This window comes from Amphritea atlantica (genome assembly GCF_024347255.1).
Lineage (GTDB): Bacteria > Pseudomonadota > Gammaproteobacteria > Pseudomonadales > Balneatricaceae > Amphritea > Amphritea atlantica.
In genome coordinates this window covers 1816567-1841386 of sequence record NZ_AP025284.1, presented here as the reverse complement: position 1 = coordinate 1841386, position 24820 = coordinate 1816567, and the positions used below count along the sequence as shown (strand labels likewise).

23 protein-coding genes are annotated in these 24820 nt (G+C 52.0%); 8 read left to right on the top strand and 15 right to left on the bottom strand.

Annotation, left to right across the window (positions count from 1 at the left end):
* Window positions 1–36 precede the first annotated feature (36 nt).
* Window positions 37–1581, top strand: coding sequence for an L-piperidine-6-carboxylate dehydrogenase (gene amaB, locus OCU43_RS08330; protein ID WP_091353339.1), 1545 nt, complete (start codon window positions 37–39; stop codon window positions 1579–1581).
* A gap of 178 nt (window positions 1582–1759) precedes the next feature.
* Here amaB and OCU43_RS08325 read toward each other — a convergent pair whose 3' ends face one another.
* The 6 genes from OCU43_RS08325 to hpaH all read right to left on the bottom strand — a co-directional run bounded on the left by OCU43_RS08325 (window position 1760) and on the right by hpaH (window position 7293).
* Window positions 1760–2149, bottom strand: coding sequence for a 5-carboxymethyl-2-hydroxymuconate Delta-isomerase (locus tag OCU43_RS08325; protein WP_091353337.1), 390 nt, complete (start codon window positions 2147–2149; stop codon window positions 1760–1762).
* 497 nt (window positions 2150–2646) lie between these two features.
* Window positions 2647–4167, bottom strand: coding sequence for a 5-carboxymethyl-2-hydroxymuconate semialdehyde dehydrogenase (hpaE, locus tag OCU43_RS08320; RefSeq protein ID WP_091353336.1), 1521 nt, complete (start codon window positions 4165–4167; stop codon window positions 2647–2649).
* Window positions 4168–4178: 11 nt separating this feature from the next.
* Window positions 4179–4964, bottom strand: coding sequence for a fumarylacetoacetate hydrolase family protein (locus tag OCU43_RS08315; protein WP_091353334.1), 786 nt, complete (start codon window positions 4962–4964; stop codon window positions 4179–4181).
* Window positions 4965–4978: 14 nt separating this feature from the next.
* Window positions 4979–5632 (bottom strand): fumarylacetoacetate hydrolase family protein, encoded by a 654-nt coding sequence (locus tag OCU43_RS08310; protein WP_091353332.1) that lies wholly within the window; start codon window positions 5630–5632, stop codon window positions 4979–4981.
* A 41-nt stretch (window positions 5633–5673) separates the two neighbouring features.
* A complete protein-coding gene (hpaI, locus tag OCU43_RS08305; protein ID WP_091353331.1) occupies window positions 5674–6480 on the bottom strand; it encodes a 4-hydroxy-2-oxoheptanedioate aldolase in 807 nt (268 codons plus the stop codon).
* Window positions 6481–6489: 9 nt separating this feature from the next.
* The gene (gene hpaH / locus OCU43_RS08300) at window positions 6490–7293 is read right to left on the bottom strand and encodes a 2-oxo-hept-4-ene-1,7-dioate hydratase (RefSeq protein WP_091353329.1); all 804 of its coding nucleotides are present in this window, start codon (window positions 7291–7293) and stop codon (window positions 6490–6492) included.
* Window positions 7294–7463: 170 nt separating this feature from the next.
* Between hpaH and OCU43_RS08295 the strand changes: the two genes are divergently transcribed.
* A complete protein-coding gene (locus OCU43_RS08295) occupies window positions 7464–8792 on the top strand; it encodes a hypothetical protein (protein WP_091353327.1) in 1329 nt (442 codons plus the stop codon).
* A 25-nt stretch (window positions 8793–8817) separates the two neighbouring features.
* On the opposite strand, the gene OCU43_RS08290 is transcribed toward OCU43_RS08295, so the two are convergent.
* Window positions 8818–10059, bottom strand: a complete 1242-nt coding sequence (locus tag OCU43_RS08290) for a nitrate regulatory protein (RefSeq protein WP_091353325.1) — start codon at window positions 10057–10059, stop codon at window positions 8818–8820.
* A gap of 233 nt (window positions 10060–10292) precedes the next feature.
* On the opposite strand from OCU43_RS08290, the gene cobA reads away from it, so the two are divergent.
* The 4 genes from cobA to OCU43_RS08270 all read left to right on the top strand — a co-directional run bounded on the left by cobA (window position 10293) and on the right by OCU43_RS08270 (window position 12865).
* Window positions 10293–11147: a uroporphyrinogen-III C-methyltransferase gene (gene cobA / locus OCU43_RS08285; protein ID WP_091353324.1), complete on the top strand. Its 855-nt coding sequence runs from the start codon at window positions 10293–10295 to the stop codon at window positions 11145–11147.
* Window positions 11148–11510: 363 nt separating this feature from the next.
* Window positions 11511–11864 carry a type II toxin-antitoxin system RelE/ParE family toxin gene (locus tag OCU43_RS08280; protein WP_091353322.1) on the top strand — a complete coding sequence of 118 codons (354 nt, stop codon included), beginning with the start codon at window positions 11511–11513 and terminating at the stop codon, window positions 11862–11864.
* A gap of 17 nt (window positions 11865–11881) precedes the next feature.
* Window positions 11882–12229, top strand: a complete 348-nt coding sequence (locus tag OCU43_RS08275) for an XRE family transcriptional regulator (protein ID WP_091353319.1) — start codon at window positions 11882–11884, stop codon at window positions 12227–12229.
* Between the two features lie 141 nt (window positions 12230–12370).
* Window positions 12371–12865, top strand: a complete 495-nt coding sequence (locus OCU43_RS08270) for a hypothetical protein (RefSeq protein WP_091353316.1) — start codon at window positions 12371–12373, stop codon at window positions 12863–12865.
* 601 nt (window positions 12866–13466) lie between these two features.
* Here the strand turns inward: OCU43_RS08270 and OCU43_RS08265 are convergent.
* The 8 genes from OCU43_RS08265 to OCU43_RS08230 all read right to left on the bottom strand — a co-directional run bounded on the left by OCU43_RS08265 (window position 13467) and on the right by OCU43_RS08230 (window position 23515).
* Window positions 13467–14921, bottom strand: coding sequence for a nickel-dependent hydrogenase large subunit (locus tag OCU43_RS08265; RefSeq protein WP_091353313.1), 1455 nt, complete (start codon window positions 14919–14921; stop codon window positions 13467–13469).
* An 18-nt stretch (window positions 14922–14939) separates the two neighbouring features.
* The gene (locus OCU43_RS08260; protein WP_091353311.1) at window positions 14940–15938 is read right to left on the bottom strand and encodes an NADH-quinone oxidoreductase subunit B family protein; all 999 of its coding nucleotides are present in this window, start codon (window positions 15936–15938) and stop codon (window positions 14940–14942) included.
* Window positions 15931–17283 (bottom strand): ATP-binding protein, encoded by a 1353-nt coding sequence (locus tag OCU43_RS08255; protein ID WP_091353941.1) that lies wholly within the window; start codon window positions 17281–17283, stop codon window positions 15931–15933. The genes OCU43_RS08260 and OCU43_RS08255 overlap by 8 nt, the downstream gene beginning before the upstream one ends.
* An 82-nt stretch (window positions 17284–17365) precedes the next feature.
* Entirely contained in the window at window positions 17366–17719 is a 354-nt protein-coding gene (locus tag OCU43_RS08250) for a TraR/DksA family transcriptional regulator (RefSeq protein WP_091353308.1), read from the bottom strand.
* Window positions 17720–17726: 7 nt separating this feature from the next.
* Complete coding sequence (locus tag OCU43_RS08245) at window positions 17727–19490, bottom strand: PAS domain-containing hybrid sensor histidine kinase/response regulator (RefSeq protein WP_091353305.1); 1764 nt, start codon at window positions 19488–19490, stop codon at window positions 17727–17729.
* Entirely contained in the window at window positions 19474–20637 is a 1164-nt protein-coding gene (ercA, locus tag OCU43_RS08240; RefSeq protein ID WP_091353302.1) for an alcohol dehydrogenase-like regulatory protein ErcA, read from the bottom strand. Before ercA ends, OCU43_RS08245 begins: the two co-directional genes overlap by 17 nt.
* A 142-nt stretch (window positions 20638–20779) precedes the next feature.
* The gene (gene htpG, locus OCU43_RS08235; protein WP_091353300.1) at window positions 20780–22687 is read right to left on the bottom strand and encodes a molecular chaperone HtpG; all 1908 of its coding nucleotides are present in this window, start codon (window positions 22685–22687) and stop codon (window positions 20780–20782) included.
* 117 nt (window positions 22688–22804) lie between these two features.
* A complete protein-coding gene (locus OCU43_RS08230; protein ID WP_217647372.1) occupies window positions 22805–23515 on the bottom strand; it encodes a DUF599 domain-containing protein in 711 nt (236 codons plus the stop codon).
* A 61-nt stretch (window positions 23516–23576) separates the two neighbouring features.
* Here OCU43_RS08230 and OCU43_RS08225 point away from each other — a divergent pair, with 61 nt between their 5' ends.
* Entirely contained in the window at window positions 23577–24440 is an 864-nt protein-coding gene (locus tag OCU43_RS08225; RefSeq protein ID WP_091353298.1) for a DMT family transporter, read from the top strand.
* Complete coding sequence (locus tag OCU43_RS08220) at window positions 24440–24757, top strand: DUF3301 domain-containing protein (protein ID WP_091353295.1); 318 nt, start codon at window positions 24440–24442, stop codon at window positions 24755–24757. The genes OCU43_RS08225 and OCU43_RS08220 overlap by 1 nt, the downstream gene beginning before the upstream one ends.
* Window positions 24758–24820: the final 63 nt, after the last annotated feature.

Here is a 24820-nt window from a genome sequence, read left to right as displayed (position 1 = left end):
TGAGAGATCGCATAATCGCTATTAAAAGGGCTTACCATGAACATGAATTTTCTCGACAACCTTGGCCTTACCTCACTTTCGTCAGAAAACGTCTACTACAGCGTAATAGGCAACAACCTGCGTGAAACAGGTAAAGGGGATGCGTTTTCAGTGAATTCGCCCATCAATGGTATGGAGGTTGCCCGTTTCAGAAATGCCACCCCGGCTCAGCTTGAAGAGGTGATTCAAAACGCTGAAGCTGCGTTCAAACAACTCCGTACAATCCCTGCGCCCCTGAGGGGTGAACTGGTGCGTCGGATCGGCAACTTTGCCCGGGAGCATAAAGAGGATCTGGCAAAGGTCATCACCCTGGAATCCGGCAAAATCATGCCTGAAGCACTGGGTGAAGTGCAGGAATGGATCGATGTCTGTGATTTTGCCGTTGGTCTGTCCCGGCAGCTGCACGGTAAAACGATCGTCAGTGAGCGCCCCGGTCACCGGATGATGGAACAGTGGCAGCCCCTCGGGCTTGTTGCGGTTATAACCGCCTTCAACTTCCCAATGGCTGTCTGGGCCTGGAACACCATGATCGGTCTGGTGTGTGGTGACTCGATGGTGCTTAAGCCATCGGAAAAAGCCCCTCTCTGCGCCCTCGCCTGCCAGTCAATTGTCGAAAAAGCACTTGAGACTATGCCGGAGATACCTAAGGGTGTTACCAGCGTTATTATCGGCGATCGCGAGATTGGCGCACTGATCGCTCAGGACAAACGTTTCCCACTGGTATCGGCAACCGGCTCTACCGCTATGGGCCGCAGCGTCGGCGAAACCGTAGGCGCACGTTTAGGCCGTTCGTTGCTGGAGCTGGGGGGGAACAATGCCATGATAGTTTCAGAAACCGCGGACCTTGATCTGGCCCTGCGGGCGATTGTCTTCTCCGCGGCCGGCACGGCTGGCCAGCGTTGTACAACACTGCGCCGCCTGATCACCCATAAATCGATCCAGGACGATCTGGTTGAACGGCTCAAAAAATCCTATGCATCACTGCCCATCGGCGATCCAACTGTTGCAGGCTCTCTGGTCGGCCCGCTGATCGACCAGCGCAGCTTTGATACGATGCAAAACGCCTTGAACGCTGCAAAAGAGCAAGGCGGTGAAATTCTCTTCGGTGGCGAGCGCGTAACTGAAGGTGTCCCCGATGGCGGTTATTATGTTCGTCCGGCTATCGTCAGCATCGCTCACGACGCTCAGGTAGTTCACCAAGAGACCTTCGCTCCGATTCTCTATGTGCTGACCTACAGCAATATCGAAGAAGCGATCGAGATTCAGAACGAGGTTCCTCAAGGGCTCTCATCGGCAATTTTCACTGAAAGCATGCGGGAAGCTGAAACCTTTATGTCGGCTACCGGTTCTGACTGCGGTATCGCGAACGTCAATATCGGCACCTCTGGTGCAGAGATCGGCGGAGCCTTCGGTGGTGAGAAAGAGACCGGCGGTGGTCGTGAGTCCGGTTCCGATGCCTGGAAGGCTTACATGCGCCGTACCACCAACACCATCAACTATGGTGGTGAACTGCCGCTGGCTCAGGGCATTGTGTTTGAATAAGAAAAGCCAGTCGTTAGTCACCTGCCCGTGACTATACACTGCGAAAAGAGGGGCCCACACTATAGCCCGGCATGATTACCTGCGCGGGCTTCAGACCCTTACCACAAAGAACCGAGAGCCCACGGCGTTAGCGTGGGCTTATCAGACGATGCTGACTAACTCTGAATCGCGAATAAATTCAGCCTTTGTCGGCAAGCTTCTTGTGAATGTTGTTCATCCGGTAGTTGCGCTCCGGGTGTAGTTCAATCATCTCGAAACCCGCGCTCATCCAGCGACGGTCAAACACCGGCTTAAGACACTCACTGAAGGTCTCAAAGATCTTATCAGAAGCCTCTTTAAGCACTTCAGGCGAACGACCAGACCCCACTTTCGCGGTCAGATGCACAAACGTATTGTCGGGATCACCCTCACCTACCCGGAAATGCTCGCAGCGGATCGCCCGGCTGCGAATACCACCAATCGGGAAAACCCCGGTAGCAATCGCAGTAGCGTTTAACTTCTCAAACAACGCCGGAATATCCAGATCATCATCCAGGTTAGCTGAGTATTCCATAATAAAATGAGGCATAAAGTTTCCTCTGTTTAATCAATCTATCTAATTTACAGATCTACGCATCAGGCTCATAACACTTAAAATCAAAAGCTGGCTAAGATTACTCTAAACCAGCTTTTAAAAGCCGTGTAGCCAAACGCAATAGCTTGTCTAAGCGTCACGAGCGCAGATCAGACAAGGCGGAAGCAGGTAAAAAGCGCGCAGTTTAGTCTGCTAAATAAGTACTTTATACCTTCTCTCAACACCATACGATCAAACGCAATAGCTGTCTAAGCGTCACGAGCGCAGATCAGACAAGGCGGAAGCAGGTGAAAAGCGCGCAGTTTAGCCTGCTAAATAAGTACTTTATACCTTCTCTCAACACCATACGATCAAACGCAATAGCTGTCTAAGCGTCACGAGCGTAGATCAGACAAGGCGGAAGCAGGTGAAAAGCGCGCAGTTTAGCCTGCTAAATGAGCACTTTGAACCTGCTTCCAACGCCGTATGATCAAGCGCAGTAGCTTAGACGATTAGCGGCCGAGGACAGGGACCTTATGCGTATCATGCGCTATACACACATTCTTCGTTTCCATATAGAAATCGAAGCTCCAGTCACCACCGTCACGACCAATACCCGACATCTTAACGCCGCCGAACGGGGATGGCAGGTTACGGTTGTTTTCTGAGTTAACCCACAGCATACCGGCTTCTACTGCATGCGCCATACGCATTGCCCGACCGGTGTTGCTGGTCCAGATATAGCCTGCCAGACCATACACAGTCTCGTTAGCCAGCTGAACCGCTTCCTCTTCGGTTTCGAACTCAATCGCGGTCAGAACCGGACCAAAGATCTCTTCCTGAGCGATACGCATAGTGTTCTTCGCATCAACAAACAGGGTTGGGGTGACGAAGTTACCAGGGCCCATCTCATCACGCAGAGACTTGCCACCGACAGCGATAGTCGCACCATCCTGCTTAGCAATTTCGAAGTAGCTGGTGACTTTATCGTAGTGACCGGTATGAACCAGTGGACCTACTTCAGTTTCAGGGTCCAGTGGATGACCTACTTTGATGTTTTCTACACGCGCTTTCAGGGCAGCCAGGAACTTGTCCTTAATACCACTCTGGATCAGCAGACGGCTGGAGCTGGTGCAGCGCTGACCGTTCAGGCTGTAGATCATGAAGACCACGGCATCCAGAGCACGATCAAAATCGGCATCATCGAATACGATAACCGGGTTCTTACCCCCCAGTTCCAGATGCAGACGCTTCAGGGTTTGTGCCGTCTGTGCCTGAATCAGTTTACCGGTGGCAGAATCACCCACCAGCGCGACCGCTTTGATAGCAGGGTGTTGAGTCAGCGCTTTACCGGCTACCGTACCAAAGCCGTTAACCATGTTCCAGACACCTTTCGGCAGACCCGCCGCTTCAGCACACTCAGCCAGAATGGATGCAGTTAGTGGGCTCAGCTCGGCAGGCTTATGTACCACGGTACAACCGGATGCCAGTGCGGGTGCAATCTTCCAGGTAGACAGCATAAACGGCGTGTTCCACGGAGTGATTACGGCAACAGGACCGATTGGACTGCGCACGGTAAAGTTGGTGTGCTCCGCCTGATGCAGAGACAAGCCGTTGCGGGCCTCGGGTGCCTGATCGGCGAAGAAACGGAAGTTGGCTGCACCACGTACAGCCGCCTGACGCATAAAGCGCAGCGCCTGACCGCAGTCCATCGATTCAACCATAGCGATCTCTTCGGCACGCTTCTCCAGCTCGTCACCCAGACGATGCAGAATCTTACGCCGTTCAGCACCCGGTGTTGCCGCCCAGCCAGCCGCTGCAGCAGCCGCTGCTTCACAGGCAGCATTGACATCTTCTTCAGACGCCGCAGCCACTTTACCCAGATAGCTCTGATCAAAGGGTGTGGTGTTATCAAAGGTTTCACCACTGCCCAGCGTCCACTCGCCATTAATGTAATGGCCCAGGGTGTTCTCTTTAAAACGCGCCAGGTAGCTTTCTGCTTTACTGATATTCTCTTGTAGTTGTGCACTCATCAATCTATACCTCAATACTTATCGCCGTAGAACGTTTGCTCAGAAACGATGTGCGTTACCAGAGCACCTACTTTTTCAATTTCACAGACAACGGTGTCGCCCGGCTGCATATCTTTCAGACCTTTTGGCGTACCGGTGGCGATCATATCGCCGGGCTTCAGGGTCATAATTTTACTCAGGTATTCCACCAGGAACGGCACATCGAAGATGATATCCGCCGTGGTGCCTTCCTGAGTCAGCTCCCCATTCACATGGGTCGTCAGTTTCAGGTTGGTGATATCACCCACATCATCCTTATCGATCAGCCAGGGGCCAATCGGGCACAGTGAATCACGGCTTTTCACCCGCAGATTAGGGCGGTAGTAGTTTTCCAGATAATCACGGATGGCAAAGTCATTACACACGGTGTAACCCGCGATGTAGTCCATCGCATCTTCACGGGAGATGTTCTTACCCTCTTTACCGATCACCGCCACCAGCTCACACTCATAGTGTTGGAACTCGATGTTATCCGGACGGTAAGCATTCTGTTTATGACCGGTCAGGGTATTGGCACCTTTAAGGAACACCAGCGGCTCTTTCGGTGGTTCAAACGCCAGTTCAGCGGCGTGATCCGCATAGTTCAGACCCAGGGCGAAGATAGTACCCGGCTCTTTCACCGGACACAGCCAGGTGACATCCGCTTCGTTAATCAGCAGCCCATCAACTTTAGATTTCAGCTGTCCCGTTTCGGCAAATAAGTCTTCGACGGTGACATCCAGTTCGGAGCCATTAAAAAGTACGCGTGCGTGTTTCATTCTGAATGATCTCCTTACTGGCCAAGTGTGTTGTTGAGTTCGGTAACACCGTCAATCACGGAGTGGACCTTGTCGCCCGGTGCAACCGGTGCCCGCTGACCCGGGAAACCCACTGCGATCACATCGCCCGGCTGCAGTGTCATGATGTAGGAGATTGTGCTGATCAGCTCAGCAACGCCACGCACCAGTTGAGAAACCGGCGTCTCATTGACGACCGTGCCATTTACCGACGTAACAACCGTCAGAGCCTGCGGGTCGGCAACGGCAACCACATCAGCACCGATAGGTGCAGAGGTATCCAGACACTTACCTTTGATATCAGGGCGGTAGTAGTTCTGCTCTACCAGTGAGAAGTCATGTACCAGGGTGTAACCCTCAACATAGTTCAGCGCCTCTGCCTCGCTGACACGGCAGCACTCTTTGCCAAACACCACCGCCAGTGAAGCACCCACCACCATCTGCTCAGCGGGTGAACCATCAACCTGTGCCCACTCAACCACGGCACCATCGGTACTCCAGGTGTTGTGGGGTTTAAAATAGAGAACCGGCTGTTGTGGTGCACCTTTATACGGTGCTTCAGCAAACTCGGCTTGCATGGCGTTGAACTGTTCAGCGTCATTTAGCGCCACACAGACTAACTTACCTTTCACGATTGGATTTTTGCTCATTACACTTTCACCTAAACCTGTATCTAAACTTGTGCCTGAATTTAATATCCGCTGGAGCCAGTGGCATCAGATTTGTTGTCCCCGGACTGGAAGCTTTCTGCCAGTTGTCTGGCCGCATTGCCCAGTAACAACGTATCGACTCCCACACCAACAAACTTCGCACCTTTCTCAACATAGTGATGCGCTTTAGCAGGATTGATACACAACAGCCCCGCCGCTTTGCCCGCCGCATTGATCACCTTAAAGCCGTTTTCAATCGCCGCGACTACCTCAGGGTGATCGGGATTACCGATATGGCCCATCGAGGCTGACAGATCAGAGGGGCCGATAAACACCGCATCCACCCCTTCAACCGCAGCGATCTCTTCAAGGTTAGCCATGGCGGTAACCGTCTCCGCCTGAACGATCAGACAGATCTCATCGTTGGCTTTTTGCAGATAACCAGGGATACGGTTCCAGTTGGCCGCCCGGGCCAGTGAACTCCCCAGCCCCCGCACACCCATGGGTGGATATTTAACCGCTTTAACCAGCTCCCGCGCCTGCTCTGCGGTGTCACACATGGGCACCAGCACCGTTTGCGCACCGATATCCAGAATCCGTTTCAGCAATGCAGTCCGGCCCTCCTCCGGACGGACAATTGCAGGTACACCATAGGGTGCAATCGCCTGCAGATGACGCATCGTGGAGTCCAGTTCAAAGGGTGCGTGCTCGCTGTCGATCAGCAGCCAGTCAAACCCGGCCCCGGCAACAATCTCAGCGCAGGTTGCGTCGGGCAGCCCCAGCCACAACCCCCACAAAGGCTTGTCGCCTTTCAGGCCCTGCTTAAATTTATTAACAGGAAGATCCATAGCCACCTCTTAAACAAACTTCACTGAGATACCGCCCAGTGGGCCGTAATCTGCATGCACAGTATCACCGGCTTTAACCGGCACCGGACGGGTAAATGAACCGGCCAGAATCACCTGACCCGGCTCCAGCGCTACACCATGAGGGGCGAAGCGTTTACATACCCAGCAGATACCATTGGCCGGATGACCCAATACGCCTGCGGCAATACCGGTCTCTTCAATCTGACCATTCAGATAGAGCAAAGCCCCGGCCCAGCGCAGATCCATATCCATCGGTTTAATCGGCCGGCCGCCGAGAATGATGCCGCCATTGGCGGCGTTATCCGCGATCGTGTCGTACACTTTGCGGGTATAGCCCGTATCAGGGTCGGTACGGTGGCACCGGGCGGCGATCAGCTCCAGCGAGGGAATCACATAGTCGGTGGCATTGAGCACATCAAAGATGGTGACATCGTCACCCTCCAGTCGATCTTTCAGTACGAATGCCAGTTCCACTTCGATACGGGGATCGAGGAAATCAGACGCTTTGATCTCAGCCCCATCGGCGAAGAACATATCATCCAGCAGCACACCGTAATCAGGCTGATCGATATTCACCGCCATCTGCATCGCCCGGGAGGTGAGGCCGATCTTGTACCCTTTAACCTTAGCCCCGTTGGCAATCTTCTGATCGACCCAGGTCTTCTGGACGGCATAGGCATCATCCATTGTCATATCCGGGTGCTCAAGTGTGATGGCAGGAATCTGAATACAATCCTTTTCTGCCTGATAGAGCTTGTCCGCGGCTGTTCGTATCTGCTGTTCTGTTAACATATCTGACCTTCCGTTCTAACGTGCGCTGCACTCGGCAACCAAAAGAGTAAAGCCTAAAAAAGCATTCTTTAATCTGTGACCATTTACCCAGCGACAGGTAAAAGCTAACATATGCAGACAATATACTTAATATATTAAGTAATTTCCAGTATTTATTTACAGGCTTTAACATGTCAATCAATAGTATTAGCGCAAACCTCAGCAATCGCTGGCCTGGCGCCCGTGTTGCAGGCCTTATTGTTATCACGATGTGTCTGCTGACACTGTTGAATATCGTCGTTCCCCTGGGGCTGACCGGGGCAACGACCCTGCTGGCATGGCTCTATGTTGCGATTGAGTCTCCACGGCTGAAACCGAAACAGCGTAAGCAGATCCTTATCCTGTTTACCGCCGGAGTAGCTGCCGCAATACTCGCCTGGAGCCAGGGTTCAACCATCACGCTGCCAGCGCTGTTCGGTGAACACCTGAAGCTGGCCATGCTGCTGACGGCCATCAGTTTTATCGGGATGGCCAGTCAGATAGGCTGCGATGTCAGCAAACCGGGTAGCCGCAGCTTTATTACCACCCTGCTGGGCATGCACCTCTTCTCATCGGTGGCTAACTTTTCATCGGTGATCGTGGTGGGTGATCAGATTAAAAACGATAAAGGGATTGATCAGCTCTCTCAACTGGTGCTCAGTCGGGGTTTCGGCATGGCGGTGCTCTGGTCACCCTTCCTCAGCTTATTACCCCTGGTGCTGGAGCAGGTACCCGGTGTTGAACTGTCACAGATCTACCCTTTCTCTATCGCCATCGCGGCGACCGGCCTGTTCCTCAGTACACTGGAAGCCCGTCTCCGGGCAACCACTGCGTTGCAAAGCTATGCGGGATACCCCCTAAAACGGGAAACACTGGCCATGCCTTTTGCCCTGATCGGGATGATTCTGCTACTCAGTTGGCAACAGCCTCAACTGCCCACGGTGTTTCTGGTATCTCTGCTCTCCATTATTGTCCCTGTCGGCTTGCTGACGTTGCGAACAGGTATTGCCAGATCAGCGGAGAAAGTGTCACAGCATATTACCGGAAAGCTCTCAGAAAGCCGGGCTGAGATCAGCCTGTTTATGGCGGCCGGGGTACTCGCTGCGGGGGTAAAAGCCTGTATCGGGGTAGGCCTGATCAGCCTGCCGTTCACTGAAACCAATGCCGGGGTTGCTTCTCTGGTGCTGATGATGATCGTGGGTCTGGCCTATCTGGGTATCCATCAGTTGGCACTGGTCGCGATCTTCGCGGGTTTACTGGCCGATATCACAACCACGCCGAACCTGATGGCGATCAGCTATATCCTGGGGACCGCACTGGCGATGTCCGGCAGCACTTTCAGTGGCCTGAACTTTATAATGAAGTCCCGCTTTCATGCGACAGACAGTGAAATCATCCGCAACCAGTTGCCTTACAATCTGGTGATGATCGCTGTCGGGTGTGGGGTGATCTTTCTGATGCAGGCGTTGGGGGTACGTTAACCCCCTTCTGTCTGGAAGAATCAGATCAGCGATAGGTTGATCGCTTATAGGCTTCGATGATTGCCAGTGCCACCTGCTGAATCGGCAGCTTCTGATCCATGGCACTCTTTTGCAGTGTACGGTAGGCTGCCTCTTCATCCAGATTCATATTATCTTTGAGGATCGACTTGGCTCGCTCAACCAGTTTTCTCGCTTCCAGCGCCTCTTTAGCCCGTTGCAGATCCGATGTCAGATCGAGAATCTGTTTGCGTTGTTCTAAAATCAACGATTGAATCGGATGCGAAGGATTCGCTGCGTTTAACAACCCCCGCCCGATGACTTCATCCCTGTTCAGGTTGATGCTGGTCAACTCCGCAATCTGATCCTGCGCTGCTGAGCGGTTACGTTTTGCCAGATCGACCCGGTTATCGCAGAGTGTCAGAATCTGTTCGGTTGCCTGAATTTCAAGCCCATGCAGTTCATCAATATAGAGTGTGGCTTTTTCATACCAGGTATCAGCGAGCTCAGGATTCACCTGCTGGCCATCCTGCAATCGGTCTCTGAGGGTTCTCAGCTGTTTGAAATCAGCAATCAGAGCGCTGCTTTCAAGCTGAGACAGGGCGGTGTTTAACTCAGCGCTGGCGGTTTGCTGGAAGCCACTGAAAATTTCGACCTGCTGCTGTTTCACCCGCTCAAGCCGCTCACATAACCGGCTTGAAAAACTGCCTCTGGCAAACCCCACAACGGTCCAGGCACGCTCCTGACCCACCAGCTCCTTCCCCTGTATCAGATGAAACAGCGTACTCAACCCCTGGGTTACTTCCGGATCGGTGGCATGATCAGCCACCTCGAAAACAATCAGCAACAGGTTTTCGATCAGGCGACTATAGCAGGCCGTAGCATCAACCGGTTGCATCCGTGACTTTTCTATATCTGCGCGCAGCGCTTGTAATCCTTCCAGGGCCAGCAAAGCGGAAGCGATCAGGTTGAGCAGTTTCGCACTCACGGTGCACTCTATGGCGGTTTGATAAACCCCCACCAGCCCCTCATTCATCGCTTTGCGAGCATGGTCAGTCTGCGCCAGCTGTGCCATCATCTGCGGTCTGGTTTTTTCTCCGCCCCCGGCTAACAACCGGTTTGAGAGCCCCCGTTCCCGCTGCAGCTGATGAATAAACTCACAGATCAGCGTGACCCATCTGAGCATCGATTTGAGTTCAGTAATGGTATTGATCTCGGACTGTTTTGCAGCCAGAAAAAATGATTCGGGGGAAACAGCGGTTTGTTTCATAAGTTCAGAAGGTTACCTGACAGTTAAGCATTCAATGTTATGTTTCTGAACTAACTACAGCAATTACAGTGCCATCCTCCTGAAGCACAGATTAAACAGATCAGGCATACTCTTTGCTTTATTACTGATTAACAACAAATAAGATGACGATATTGTTTTCGTCGGGTAACGAAGCCCAAAGCTCATACGAGCTTTGGGCTTTTTTTGTTCATCGAAAACGGGAGTGAGCACTCATGATAAGTCTGGATTTTATGCGCTACCTGCGCGAGTGGATCGGCAACAGAGGCCGTTTAAGCGGCAGCGCATTGAGGCTTCACAGCCCGCTTAAACCTGCACCAATGGGGCGGGTAGACCTGGTTGGCGCGGGCCCCGGCGACCCTGAACTGTTGACGCTGAAAGCCTGGCGACTCATCAATGAAGCCGACGTCATCGTCTATGATGCGCTGGTCAGTCAGGAGTTACTGGCAGGCATAACGGGCCACCCTGAGTTGATCTATGTGGGTAAGCGAATGGGCAATCACAGTGCCAGCCAGGCGGAAATATGCTCCATACTGGTGCGACAAGCGATAAAAGGCAAACATGTGGTGCGCCTTAAAGGGGGCGACCCTCTGGTTTTTGGCCGGCTTGGAGAGGAACTTGATGCACTACGGTGCGAAAACATCCCCTACAGCATCGTTCCCGGTATCACCGCCGCCTCCGGTTGCGCAGCCAGCCTGGGTTTCCCGCTGACTGAACGGGGACTATCAACCCGCCTGAGACTGATAACAGCGCAGTTCAGCCAGCACCACGAGATCGACTGGAGCCACCTGGCGAGAACCGATGAAACCCTGGTGTTCTATATGGGCGTTTCGAAAGCTGCGATGATCAGCTCTGAGCTGATTAAAGCGGGGTTAGCGGAAAACTATCCGGTCCTGATCGTCGAAAATGGCACCCATAACGAGCAACGCGCCATCGAAACAACCCTTAAGCAGATGGCTAGTGCGATCACCGCTAACCAGATTGAGGCCCCGGCGCTGATCTATGTTGGCCAGGTTGTCACCCGCGCCCACAGGCAGAGTCAAAGCCGGGTCGACGCGATGATAGTCTGAAAGGCGTTAATGCACCGTACATGGTTTTATAACTCAGTATTGCTTTTACTTTTCAATTAGTTAAGTCTTAATTTTGGGTATAAAAAGCACATCAAAACTGTCTTTTTATGCTTATTAAACTCAATAACTTAGCTTTGAGTTTTCCGAAAACTCAGCCCGTATAATATGGATTATATAGCCGAGCCTACGCTGGCAGTCCTCTACCTGGACACCGACATAAATTTAAACATGAGGGATACATAGTGAAAGGACTTATATTTGGACTAGCTTTCCATGTATATGCTTCGTAACAATAAGACGCCTGAAACAACTTTTCCCATTTGACAAACTTGCAAAACGTTCCATTTTTGGTACACTACACCCATGGAAGATAAACCTAAGAAAATTATCCAAGCTGTCTTTTTTAAAACTGAAATTGGTAATGAGCCTGTTAGAGACTGGCTTAAAGACCAAAAAAAAGAAGATAAGTCAGCAATCGGAAAGGATATAAAAGAAGTCGAGTTTGGATGGCCTAAAGGAAAGCCCCTGGTTACCAAAATGGACAAAGACCTCTGGGAAGTAAGGAGTGATATATCTGACTCTCGTATTGCGAGAGTCCTTTTCACTGTATACCAAGAGGTAATGGTTCTTTTACATGGGTTCATCAAGAAGAGTCAGAAAACACCTAAGCCCGACCTAGATTTAGCAAAAAACCGTCGCGATGATGTGCATCGTTAGTAGAATGAGAGAATTATATGACTAATCAATACCTTGGAAGTGGGTTTGATGATTTTCTCGAAGAAGAAGATATTCTCGAGGAATGTACTGCAGAAGCAATGAAACGTGTAATTGCTTGGGAGATACAGCAAGCACTTGCAGAAACTCAGCTCACAAAAGCCCGTTTTGCCATAGAAATGCACAGCAGTCGATCTCAAGTTGATAGATTGCTGGATCCTGCTAACACAAGCCTTAGCTTAAAAACTTTAGCAGCAGCAGCTCAAATTATTGGAAAACAGGTAAATATATCATTTACCGATATTCCTACCGCAAAAGAAGGTGAGGAGATCCGAAAAACTTATAAGCAGCAAACCTCACGTGCTTAGAAACGACCACTACGACTAAAAAAGCTTCCGTGGGAGCTTTTGTTGCTTCTGGCACTCCACAATGGGTACAAGCCCCTATTCCCTTCTCCGCTGATCTCGGGCAATCTACACGCCCAATCTCAACTACGTTAAGGAAAACGCATGGCTATTAATACCCAGCACTATACAGACGCTAAAGCAGCCCAAGCCCATATAGGCTTTCTCCTCCTACTGTTGCTTGATCTATTATCCAAAGATCAAATTACAGGCTATCAATCGTTCGCATCAATATTCATTGGTATAGCAATTCCTGCTCTAGTCCTATCCCTTATCCTTCTTCCTAAAGAAGATGAAACACTAGATACCACTCCAAAATTTCAATTCAGGTTGGCAGTACTATCCAATCTGATAGGCCATGGAGCTGGCATATTCGCTATAGCATCTATTCTATGTGGTTTTAACTTCCTCGCTGGCATCATGTTTCTTGTCGTGGCCGTAATCGCTTACTTCATTTTTATTGTTGTATTATTACAAGATTTGGGCTTTGCGACGCTAAGCAATATTTATGAATATGTATATGGAAAACCCTTATTTGAAAGCGAAGAAACAGAGATCCAAGATAAGCCCGCACTCATAGAAGAACATAATTCAAAATAAATCAGCCAGTTGATGAGATGGCATATTGACGAAAAGCACTTTATCCAAGACAGTCGATATAATACCGACTACAGATGTCGCGCTGCTGGTTGAGGCCTTTGAAACAATAGCCCGTAGCTTCTGCCTTGCGCTCCTGAATAATGACCATGTGGGCAGAAAGCTTAAGATAGATGTTAAAGTGGCAAGGTACAGAGTTTGAATTCACTACCTGGCAGGGTGATGCGCTGCTGTAGTAGACCAGGCGGCAACCTAGCAGTCGTGATTAAAGTGAAGTGACTGCGATATACCTCAGTGTTTCAGATATTGCTCCTAAAGAAGAGATACCGCATCTTGGTAGTCCATACTTGGTGACTGATGCAACGGGGAATGTAGTTTAAACTATTCACACGCTATAGATACACCATATCCATAGGAAGCTAACCCCATAAACCAAGAATAAGCGAAGCCGTCGGTGACTGCAAATACTCAGATGAAAGCCATATTATCTAAGACCGTTAATACCACTGATATCAACTCACTTGTCCAGAAGTTTGATCCTATTGCCAAAGGGTTTTGTCAGCAGCTACAAAGCCAGGGAATGGTAGGATGAACGTTAAAGGCGTTAATGCACCGTACACACCATACATGGATCGAATGAGCGGACAATATGCTGTACCGACACCGGGTCTTTCTCACCCTCCATCACCTGGGTACCCTGCAACGCCTGTTCGAGGGCGCCTGGAATCCCCTGACTATCCCGGGGGGAGAAGTTCCAGGTAGTCGGTGCGATAATCTGGTAATTACTGATTCGCCCCTTCTCAACACTGAGCCAGTGTCCCAGACTGCCCCGGGCGGCTTCGACCATACCAACACCGATGGCGCTATCAGGCATCGCACTGTGCAAACAAAACCGCTCTGAGGGATCGATCTGTCGCGCCCAGCGTTCCATCTGCGGTACCACTATAGCCAGCTCCAATAATCTTGCCAGTATCCGGTTATGGACATTAGCGCCGCTACGGGCAGCCAGGTCCATCATCAGAGGGTGTCCATTGTTCAGTTGACGGGCCAGGGCACCGGTTTCCATCACCTGTCCATCCAGCCGCGGGGCTTTACACCAGCTGTAGCCCTGTTGATTCTCCAGAGAGGGCTGAGTCACGCCCAACTCTGGGTGCTGAGGCCTGTCCTGCCCTGTCAGCCAGGCATGAGAAAGGTCTTCAGTAATCTGGTTGCTATCCAGCGGTGTTCGCGTCCCCTGGGCATCGATAACACCGGGACGGAACAGTCGCTCCCCCTCCAGCGGATAGTTGCCGTAACTCATAAACGGCACGGTCGTGGCTCCCAACTGATCCAGTTGCAGCTGTTGAGACAGGTGCAGAAAGGTTCTCAGATCAGAACTTTGCCAGGGTTTCTGGGCCGCCCACTGCGACAACTCAGCGGCTGAGGTCAACTGAACGATGGTTTCCAGTGTGTCGCCAAACAGGCGGCGTTCCAGAAACCGGCGAAAACCGGCCAGTATTGCCAGCATTTTCAACCGGTCATGGGCTTCTACCGGTTTGGCGCTGCCACCCGGCTGAATACTCAGACTATGGGGCCACTTGCCAGCCAACAACCCCATCAGGTGCAGAAACTCTGCCCGGGCTGGCAGCATCTCCCGGGCCGCCTCCCCGCTCGCCGCACGATAACGTCGCGCCACGGTTTCATACCAGGGTTGGGCAGCATACACGGGCCGGGCAAAATCCGGCATAAAGAAGAGATAGAAATGAGTTAAAAGGTCTGCCATATTTTCATTGGCAAGGATCAGATTGGTGCAGAGTTCACCATTGCGCGGCATCCCCATCTGCATCGCATCAGCCAGTGCATAGGCACAGGCCACCGACTGACTGACCGAACAGATACCACAGATCCTGGGCGTATAAACCAGCGCATCGAGCGGGTTTTTGCCCTGTAATATCTGTTCAAAACCGCGATACATGGTCGAGTTAACCTTTGCACTTTCAACCCGGCCATCAGCGATATCCAGTGTAATTTCAAGATCCCCTTCCACCCGGTTAAACGGGCCTACCAGAATTCGACTCATCAGCTCAGCTTACTACAGTTACTGTTTTTCATGTTTCTGCTTACTGGGGGGATAGATGATCCGCTCAGAGACAGCGTTAGTTTTCAGTCGCTCCGGGGTTGCCGCTTTGGAGAGTGATGCCAGTGCGACAAACCAGGCTTTCGGCATATCGGTGGGCAGGCCCACCGGAATACCGGCAATTTTACGGGTTTTGGTGAACGCGTAAGATGGCTCTTCAAACTCAGGGGCGGTGCAGTTAATGCAGGCGTACCCTCCACTGGTGCACGAGCCTTCGCCATTCCAGGGACGGATATTGCAATCCGCATGCGCCTGAGTGCCAAGGCACCCCATATTCTCCATCATACAACCCTGCTGCCCAGGCTGTTCGGCACTGGCCTTATATTCGTAATACTCATTGCGGGTGCAGCCATGGTGAACCAGATGATCTGCATAGCTTCGGGGACGTCCCAGATTGTCCACCTGCCCTGGATCAAATTCATCAAGGGCGATCTGTAGCAGTGTCTCAGTCACCCAGTTTGGATGGGTGGGGCATCCGGCGACATTGATCACTTTGTCACCACTGGCGGAACGGTAATCGGCCCCCAGCAAACCACCACTCAGGTCCCCATCAAACTGCAGACCGGTCGCTTCGGTAACGTTATCACCGGCGGCACTGATGCCACCATAAGCCGCACAACTGCCGACGGCAACGGTATATTGCGCTTTTTCTGCCAGTTGCCGTACCCAGTTGATCATTGGCACACCGGTGCCTCCCATCAGGTGAAAACGGCCCGTGCCCATCGGTCCCATCAACATCGACCCCTCTATACAGAGGATATCCAGCGGAATCGCTCCATCAATCACCTGCTGCAATATCGCAATCACTTCCGATCCACTCTCCTCACTGAGGGAGGGGTGCCACAGCAAACGGATTCCGGCAGCATCAAGGGTGGTCATCAGATCCGGCGATTCAGCATTCAACAGAGACATGCTGCAACCGCCACATCCACCGGACTGTAGCCAGAGTAGATTAGCCATTTCTATCCTCCTGATGTGCGGTTAACGGCACTTGCTTAGGCAGTTCCAACCTTACCATCACGCCCCCGGAAGGATAATTATGCAGTGATAATTTGCCGCCATGCTCGGTGACAATGCCATAGCTGATGGAGAGGCCGAGACCGGTTCCCTCACCCACTGGCTTGGTGGTAAAGAACGGATCAAATACACGGGACAAGTGCTCCTCTGGCAGACCCGGACCATTATCGAGTATGGTGAACCACACCCGTTCAGCGGTTTCACCTGCACTGAGCTCAAGCCGCGCCTGGGGTTGCTGTTGCATCGCATCGACGGCGTTCTGAATCAGATTGACAATCACCTGGTGTATCTGCCCGGAATGCCCCAGTGCCATCAACTGAGGCGGAAGATTAAGATCGACCTGCACCGGTCGGTTGCTCTCTTTGATAATCCAGTGCAACGCCGTTTTAATCACGTGATTAAAATCGAACAGGGTTTTCTCCGCTTCCTGACAGGAGGAGAACTGGCGCAGATCACGGACAATATCCCGCACCCGGTCCGCGCCTTCCATAGTGCCGGCGACCAGCGAATTAAGATCCTGAATCGCTCGGTCGAGACGCAGATTTTCCCGCAGTGCCCGCAACTCTTCTCTGCTGCTGTTTTCACCCACCGCATTAAAGTAGGTCACCAGTTTTTCGGTGTATCGGCGCAAGGCATGCATATTGCCGTAGACAAAACTGATCGGGTTATTCAGCTCGTGGGCAACACCGGCCACCAGGCGACCCAGGGATGCCATCTTTTCTGACTGAATCAGGCGCTCCTGTGCCAACTTAAGCTCTGCATGGGTTTTGTTCAGCTCTTTATAGGCTTTCTGCAGTTCCCCCAGCGGACGGCCAACCATCACCATACCCGCCATCCGGCCCCGTTTATCTTTACGGGGACTGCAGTTCATGGCCAGGGGTACACTCCCCTCATGCCCCATCAGTTCCACTTCACAGTCCCGCACCGGTGTAAGCCGTAACTGATTCTGAATAGCGGTGATTTTGCTCTGATAAGGCTGGGCAACCAGCTCGACGAAGGGTTTACCTATCAGACGGTCGGCCTGTTCACCGGTCAGTTGCTCCAGAGCACTGTTAACCTGCTGAATAACGCCCTGTTTATCGCACACGATCAGCACGTCGTTCATGGCGCTCTGGACACTGTCGAGAAACCCCTGGGTCTGCTCCAGTTCGAGGTTTTTCCGCTCTATCTCAACCTGGTAATGCACCAGGTCAGCATAGGTTTCATCCATTTTCTGGATAACACTGACCCAGGCTTCATCGGCCAGTTCAGGGGTTTCAGCAATATCCTTTGATTTTTTCGAGGCCATCGGCTGTATCACTGATTATTAAAAGCACTTGTTCAACATCTGCAATCCAGCTTACTCTGCGGATAGGACAAGTGCAAAGCGATCATTGAGTGCGCTCCACTGCTGACTGGCAGCTGAGACAGAACCGACTTTCTGGACGGGCCAACAGGCGCGGCAGACTGATCACACTATCGCAATGTTCGCAGTAACCATACTCAGCCTCGCTGAAACGCTGTTCTGCATGCATCACTTCCTGCATCCGCTGACGACACTGTTCAAGATTGGCCAGCGCCATACTCTGTTGTTGCATCGCATCCCCCCGGGAAACCCGGCCAACCGCCTGCTGATCCAGTTGCACAGGCCTGGCACTCTGTTCCAGACTGGCTATCTCTTCGCTCAGCTCCTGTTTCAGTTTAATCAGTGCCTCGTGACACCGCTCCAGCTGCTCACGATCCATCAATACATTACTCCGCAACCTGTTGAGGGGGCTGTAGCAGGTGGCTGATCAACGCCCGCAGTTTTCCCGGCTTAACCGGCTTATTCAGCACTGGCAACTGCCGCTCACGAAAGAGCTTACGCCCTTCCGGAGAGCGGTCAGCGGTGATAATAGCAGCGGGAATATCATAACCGGCATAGCGCCGCACCTGATCAATCGCTTCAACACCGGTGGCATCATTATTCAGATGATAATCGGCCAGAATCAGCTGCGGTTTTACCCCTTTACTGAGATAGTTTTCAATCGCTTCTGCCGGGTCAATAGCCATACAAACCTCGCAGTGCCACTGCTCCAGCAGCGCCTGCATGCTGACCAGAATATCCTGTTCATTATCGATCACAAGAACTGTTCGACCACTAAGATCCTGCTGCGGCATCTGTTGTGGTTGCAGGATCGGCTGCACCGGTTCACTACTGATCGGTACCGAAACACTGAACATGGTGCCCTTACCCGGCGTGGAGCTGACTCTGATCGGGTGATCGAGCATTCCGGCAATCCGTTCAACAATCGCCAGCCCCAGACCGACCCCTTTGCGGCCGGTCTGATAGTGATGATCGATCTGCTGAAACTCTCTGAAGATATCTTCGAGCTTATCTTCCGCAATACCCGGACCGGTATCCCACACCTGCAGTTCAAGATGATCTCCCCGACGACGTGCCCCCAGCACAACCCGGCCCGCCGGGGTATAGCGAAACGCATTGCTGAGAAAATTGCGCAGCACCCGCATCAATAGCCGGGTATCACTGTAAATATTGAGACCACTACTCAGCACCCGCAACGAAACAGAGCGCTGTTCGGCCACCGGCTGAAACTCCACCTGCAACATCCGGAACAGATAATCCAGAGGGATACTGGTCAGATCAGGTTGCACCGCGTTCTGATCCAGACGGGAGATATCCAGAAGATCACTCAGCAGCTCCTCCGCCCCCTCCAGCGCCATATGGATCCGCTCAACCAGATGATTATTCTCTTCAGCCAGCTCCCGCTCCTGCAGGGTGGACACCAATAACCGGGCGGCATTCAGCGGCTGCAACAGATCGTGACTGGCGGCCGCCAGATATTTATCTTTACTCTTATTCGCCTGTTCTGCAGCATCCCGCGCCTCTTTAAGCGCCTGCTCTATACTGCTGCGTTCATTGATCTCGCTGACCAGTTGCTGATTCAGAGAAACCAGCTCCCGGGTGCGGTCTTCAACCCGCTGTTCCAGCTCTTCATTCAGTTTCTTGAGTTTATCCTGAGCTTTCTTGCGCTCAGTAATATCGGCAACAAAGGCTTCCATCAGGCTGCCCTGGCCATCGTCTTTTAACAGCACATTTAACGATACATCAACGGCACTGCCATCCTGACGTAACAACCGGGTTTCATAGCCGAACAGCTTGCCGTAAAGCTTGAGTTTCCCCAGCAGAAGCGGGTATTCATGAGGATCAAACAGCAAGCCTGAGGCAAATGACTCAACCCGTCGGCACAGCTGCTGCGGGTCGGTATAGCCGCAAATCCTCGCCAGTGCCGGATTCGCCGCGACCAGGCCACTGTCCAGCCGGGCCTGAAAAATGCCATGCTGGGCATGCTCAAAGATCGATTTATACCGATTCCGCTCCTCTTCCAACTCTTCAAGTTTGGCAACCAGTTCAGGATAGTGACTTTTACGGGCTGACTGTCCACCCAGCCCCATCAACCGTTCTATCGTGAGTTTATCGCTGGAAGAGTGCTCAACCTCAGAGCGCTTCTTCATAGACCACCTCGACATCCCGCTTACTGGACCTGCGTGGATTGGTCAGAATACAGGGGTCCTTAATCGCCTTGGCAGAGAGTGTCGGTATATCGCTGAGATTAACGCCCCGGGAGGCCAGCCCCTCCACTAATCCCACATCACGCTTGAGCTGTATCACCCGATCCTGCAGACGTTTATGCACCATCAGATTACTCATCCCCCGGGTGTCGATCCCCATGGTTTCAGCCACCACACGAAACTTATCTTCCGCCGATTTAAAGTTAAAACTGATCACATGTTCCAGCAGCATCGCGTTGCACATCCCGTGGGGCAGATCGAGAAAGCCTCCCAGACTGTGTGACATAGCATGCACCGCCCCGAGAATCGCATTAGAAAACGCCAGCCCCGCTTTCATGCTCCCCAGCATCACCTGCTCCCTCAGTTTCAGGTCGGTCGGGTCTTTCACCAGCGCTACCAGATTATCATTTACCAGTTTAATCGCATCCAGCGCGTGCATATCGGTCAGCGGGCCTGAACCGGTTGAGACAAACGCCTCGATCGCATGTACCAGCGCATCCACCCCGGTACAGGCGGTCAGAAAAGGGTCCATAGTGACGGTTGTTTCCGGATCGATCAGGGAAACATCCGGGACCACCGCTTTACTGACAATGGAGATTTTCATTCTCTCCTGCTGATCATTAATAATGGCAAACTGCGAGACATCTGCCGAAGTCCCGGCAGTGGTGGGGATAAAGATCAGTGGAGGGATTGCCATCTCAATGGTATCCACCCCTTCAAACTCCAGAATGTGGCGATTGTGAGTCGCTACGATACCGATCCCTTTAGCACAATCCATCGGGCTGCCACCACCCACGGCGACGATCAGGTTACAGCCATGCTGGGTGTAGATCTGCGCGCCTTTCATCACCTCTTCGGAACGGGGATTGGGGGATACGTCGGTAAACAGTTCATACTCGAAACCGCCCATCTGCAGGTCCTGGGCAACCTCTGTAACCCAGCCGGCAGCCTCAACACCCGGATCGGAGACCAGCAGAATTTTTCGGGCGCCAAACGAGCGGGCAAAGTTGGCGACTGTTTTTCTGGCCCCCGCCCCAAAGACGATTTCAGGGGCCACAAATTTTCGCAGATTAGCAATATCATCACTCATTTCAGATCCCGACAAGGCCTTACGCCCTGTATATACTTATTGTTCTGGCGCATCAGTTGCTAATGCGTAATCGACCAATTATATCAGTGTAACAGACATAAAAAAGGCGACCAGTGGTCGCCTTTAGTAACAACATATAGAGTTAGCTGATCAGATTCAGCAGCAGCTTATTGAGACGTCCCACATAAGCGGCCGGATCATCCAGCTGCCCACCGGCGGCCAGTTGCGCCTGCTCAAATACCACCAGTGCCAGCTCACCGAAGCGGTCTTCATCGGCTTCGTGATCCAGCTTGCTGATCAGCGGGTGCTCGGGGTTGATCTCAAAGATAGGCTTGCTTTCCGGCACGGCCTGACCTGCGGCTTCCATGATCTTGCGCATCTGCATACCCATATCATAAGCGCCCAGCACCACACAGGCTGGAGAGTCTGTCAGACGATGGGTGATGCGCACTTCACTGACCTGAGCATCAAGGCTGTTCTTCAGACGCTCAACCAGGCCTTCCAGCTCTTTGGCGGTCTCCTCGTGAGCTTTCTTCTCCTCTTCGTTCTCGGTTTCACCCAGATCCAGTTCACCTTTACTGACATCCTGGAAGGACTTACCGTCGAAGTCGAACAGCTGGCTCATCAGCCACTCATCAACACGGTCAGACATCAGCAACACTTCGATACCCTTCTTGCGGAAGATCTCGAGGTGAGGACTGTTCTTCGCAGTGTTGTAGTTTTCAGCCACGGCGTAGTAGATCTTCTCCTGACCTTCCTGCATGCGGGAAACATAGTCTTCCAGGGCAACGCTCTGATCAGAGGAGTTGTTATGCGTAGAAGCAAAACGAAGCAGCTTAAGGATGGTTTCTTTGTTGGCGTGATCTTCCGCGGGTCCCTCTTTCAGCACTTCACCAAATTCAGCCCAGAACTTAGCGTACTGTTCAGGATCATTCTTAGCCAGTTTACCCAGCATATCCAGGGCACGCTTAGTCAACTGAGTTTTCAGTTTATCGACTACAGGATCTTTCTGCAGAATCTCGCGGGAAACGTTCAGTGACAGGTCACTGGTGTCAACAACCCCCTTCATAAAGCGCAGATACATCGGCAGGAACTGATCTGCCTCATCCATGATAAACACACGCTGCACGTAAAGTTTCAGGCCACGCGGCGTATCACGATTCCACAGATCATAGGGAGCATGAGCCGGAACATAAAGCAGACTGGTGTAATCCAGCTTACCCTCAACCCGGTTATGACTCCATTTCAGTGGGTCCTGGAAGTCATGAGAAACATGCTTATAGAACTCTTTATATTCGTCATCACTGATATCGCTCTTAGAGCGGGTCCAGAGCGCGGTCGCAGCATTGACGGTTTCATCTTCTGGTGCCGCTGGCTCTTCACCCTCTTCCACCGGAGCCGCTTCTTTCTGCATAATCACCGGCAGAGAGATATGATCAGAATACTTACGCACCAGACCACGCAGACGGAAGCTATTTGCGAACTCCAGTTCTTCATCTTTCAGGTGCAGAATAATGGTGGTACCACGTTGTGCTTTTTCAACGTTCCCAACGGTGAACTCACCCTCACCCTGAGACACCCAGTGAACCCCTTCAGACGCCGGCTGGCCGGCACGGCGGGTAATCACTTCCACCTCTTTTGCGACGATAAATGCAGAGTAGAAGCCAACCCCGAACTGGCCAATCAGCTGCGAATCTTTTTTCTGATCGCCACTCAGCTGAGAGAGGAACTGTGAGGTGCCGGATTTTGCGATAGTCCCCAGATGCTCTATGACATCCTGACGGGTCATACCGATACCGTTGTCATCGATGGTGATCGTTTTTGCTTTCTCATCAAACTCGATGCGAATACGCAGATCACCATCACCCTCATAGAGGTCGTCATTAGACAGTGCTTCAAACCGCAGTTTATCCGCGGCATCGGAAGCGTTGGAGATCAGTTCCCGAAGAAAGATCTCTTTATTTGAATACAGAGAATGAATCATCAGGTGAAGCAGTTGCTTCACTTCGGTTTGAAAGCCAAGAGTTTCCTGCTGAGTTTCTGTGCTCATCTATCAATTCCCAATCTTATTGTGACAAAGATTTACTGTTAAAACGAAAATCGTTGACACTAAAGATGGGGACAGCCCCTTCCATTTCAAGGGGCCTGACAGGAAAAGCGCGACAAATTATTCCATCCGGCTGATCACCAGTTGGCGCAGGGTACTGGAGTTAAACTCCCGGCGATAGAGAATAAAGACCACGCCGGTAACCATCAGCATAAACAACCAGGGATTGATAAACCAGGCCAGAACAGAGAGGCTGAAATAGTAGGTGCGCAGTCCCAGGTTAAAGTTATTAGCGGCCATCGAACTCATGACAGCCAATCGGTTCGCATGGGCTTTCAACTCTGATTCGCTTGCCTGATCCGGTTGTGGCGCACCGCCCATCATCACCGAGGTAAAACCATACTGACGCAGACTCCAGGTAAACTTGAAAAATGCGTAGATAAACAATCCTATCAGCACCAGCAGTTTCAGCTCCCACTCCGCCTTGGTCGCGTGATTGACAAACGGCAGATCCCCAACCACATCGATCGCTTTCTCTGTAGACCCAAGTACGGTCATCAGGCCGGCCAAAATAAGCATGGTTGATGAGGCAAAAAATGATACGCTACGCTCCAGATTGGTAATCGCCGCAGCATCGGCGATACGCACTTCACGGTGAAGCATCCGGTTCATCCACTCCAGGCGATAGTTATGCATCACACTGGCGAGACAGTGGGTATCTCTGGCTCTGCGCCGGGTGTAGGTGTTGTAACCCTTGAAACAGGCAAGAAACCAGATGAGTGCAACAACGTTAACCCAGTTTGTTTCAACAAAGCCGATCAGCAATTCCATGGATATTCCCGGGAAGTAGATGTAATAAGCTATTGTAATTAAAGCAACAGGATAGACAACCTTGCCCCAACAATATTCCAATCTTATTCGCGGCGCGGCCCTGGCAATGGCAACGACGCTGTTAATGAGCCTGGCTGCTGCCGCCACTAAATATACCGCCGGTTTTGTCTCAATCGAACAGATCGTACTGGTTCAGTACGGTATCTGCACCCTGATGATGCTGCCCTGGCTGGGGCGGAAAGGGTTGCGGGTCCTCAAAACCGAAAAGCCCTGGTTGCATCTGATACGGGGGCTCTCCGGCTGGCTCTGCTTCTACACCTACTATCTGGCGCTGAATAATATTCCCCTGGGCGAAGCTTCACTGCTGCGCAATGCCGCCCCCCTGATGGTGCCTTTGCTGGTGCTGATGTGGCTTAAATACCGGATGCCACTACTAAACTGGTTGCCCATTGTGATCGGTTTTCTGGGTATTGCACTGGTGCTCAAACCCGATGGCAGCCGGTTAAATCCCTGGCATCTGGCCGCAGTGGCCTCCTGCCTGCTGCTAGCGGTTTCCATTGTCACCACCCGGGTTCTGGCCCTCTCAGAACCCACCAGTCGTATTCTGTTCTACTATTTCGCACTCTCAGCACTCTTCTCTCTGCCGCTGGCATTAGCCAGTTGGCAACCGGTTCCACTCGCCAGTGTGCCACTGATGATCGGCATCAGTCTGTCGATCTGGTGCACCATGTGGCTTTACACCAAAGCCTACAGCTATGCTAAAGCAACTGTGATTGCGCCGATCAGTTATTTTGGCGTGCTGTTTGCCGGTCTGCTGGGCTGGCTTTTCTGGCAGCAGGTTCCTGATATGATCTCAGTTATTGGCGCAGCACTGGTTATCAGTGGTGGTATCGGCTCGGTATGGTTAGGACGGGAGAAAAACTGATGTATCTTGATCTGGGAGACCTGTTCTGGCTAACCCTCATTGTGCTGCTTTTGTTGCACTGGTGGCAGTCACTGAAAGTGAAGGAGATCGCCCTCAAAGCGGCCACCAACCACTGCCGTGAACTGGACCTTCAATTACTGGATCAGAGTGTCTATCTGCGGGGAATATGGCTGAAACGGGATGACAACGGCAAGATTCGAATCTGGCGCTCCTACCTGTTTGAATTTACCGCAACCGGTGAAGACCGGGCCCGGGGTCGTGTTGTTCTGTTAGGCCCCCGGATCACCGGCATCACACTGGAAGCTCACCGGATCTGATCACAGCCAGCCATAAAAGCATACTTTAGAGCAAGGATGTACGCTCAGAGCCACACCGTAAGG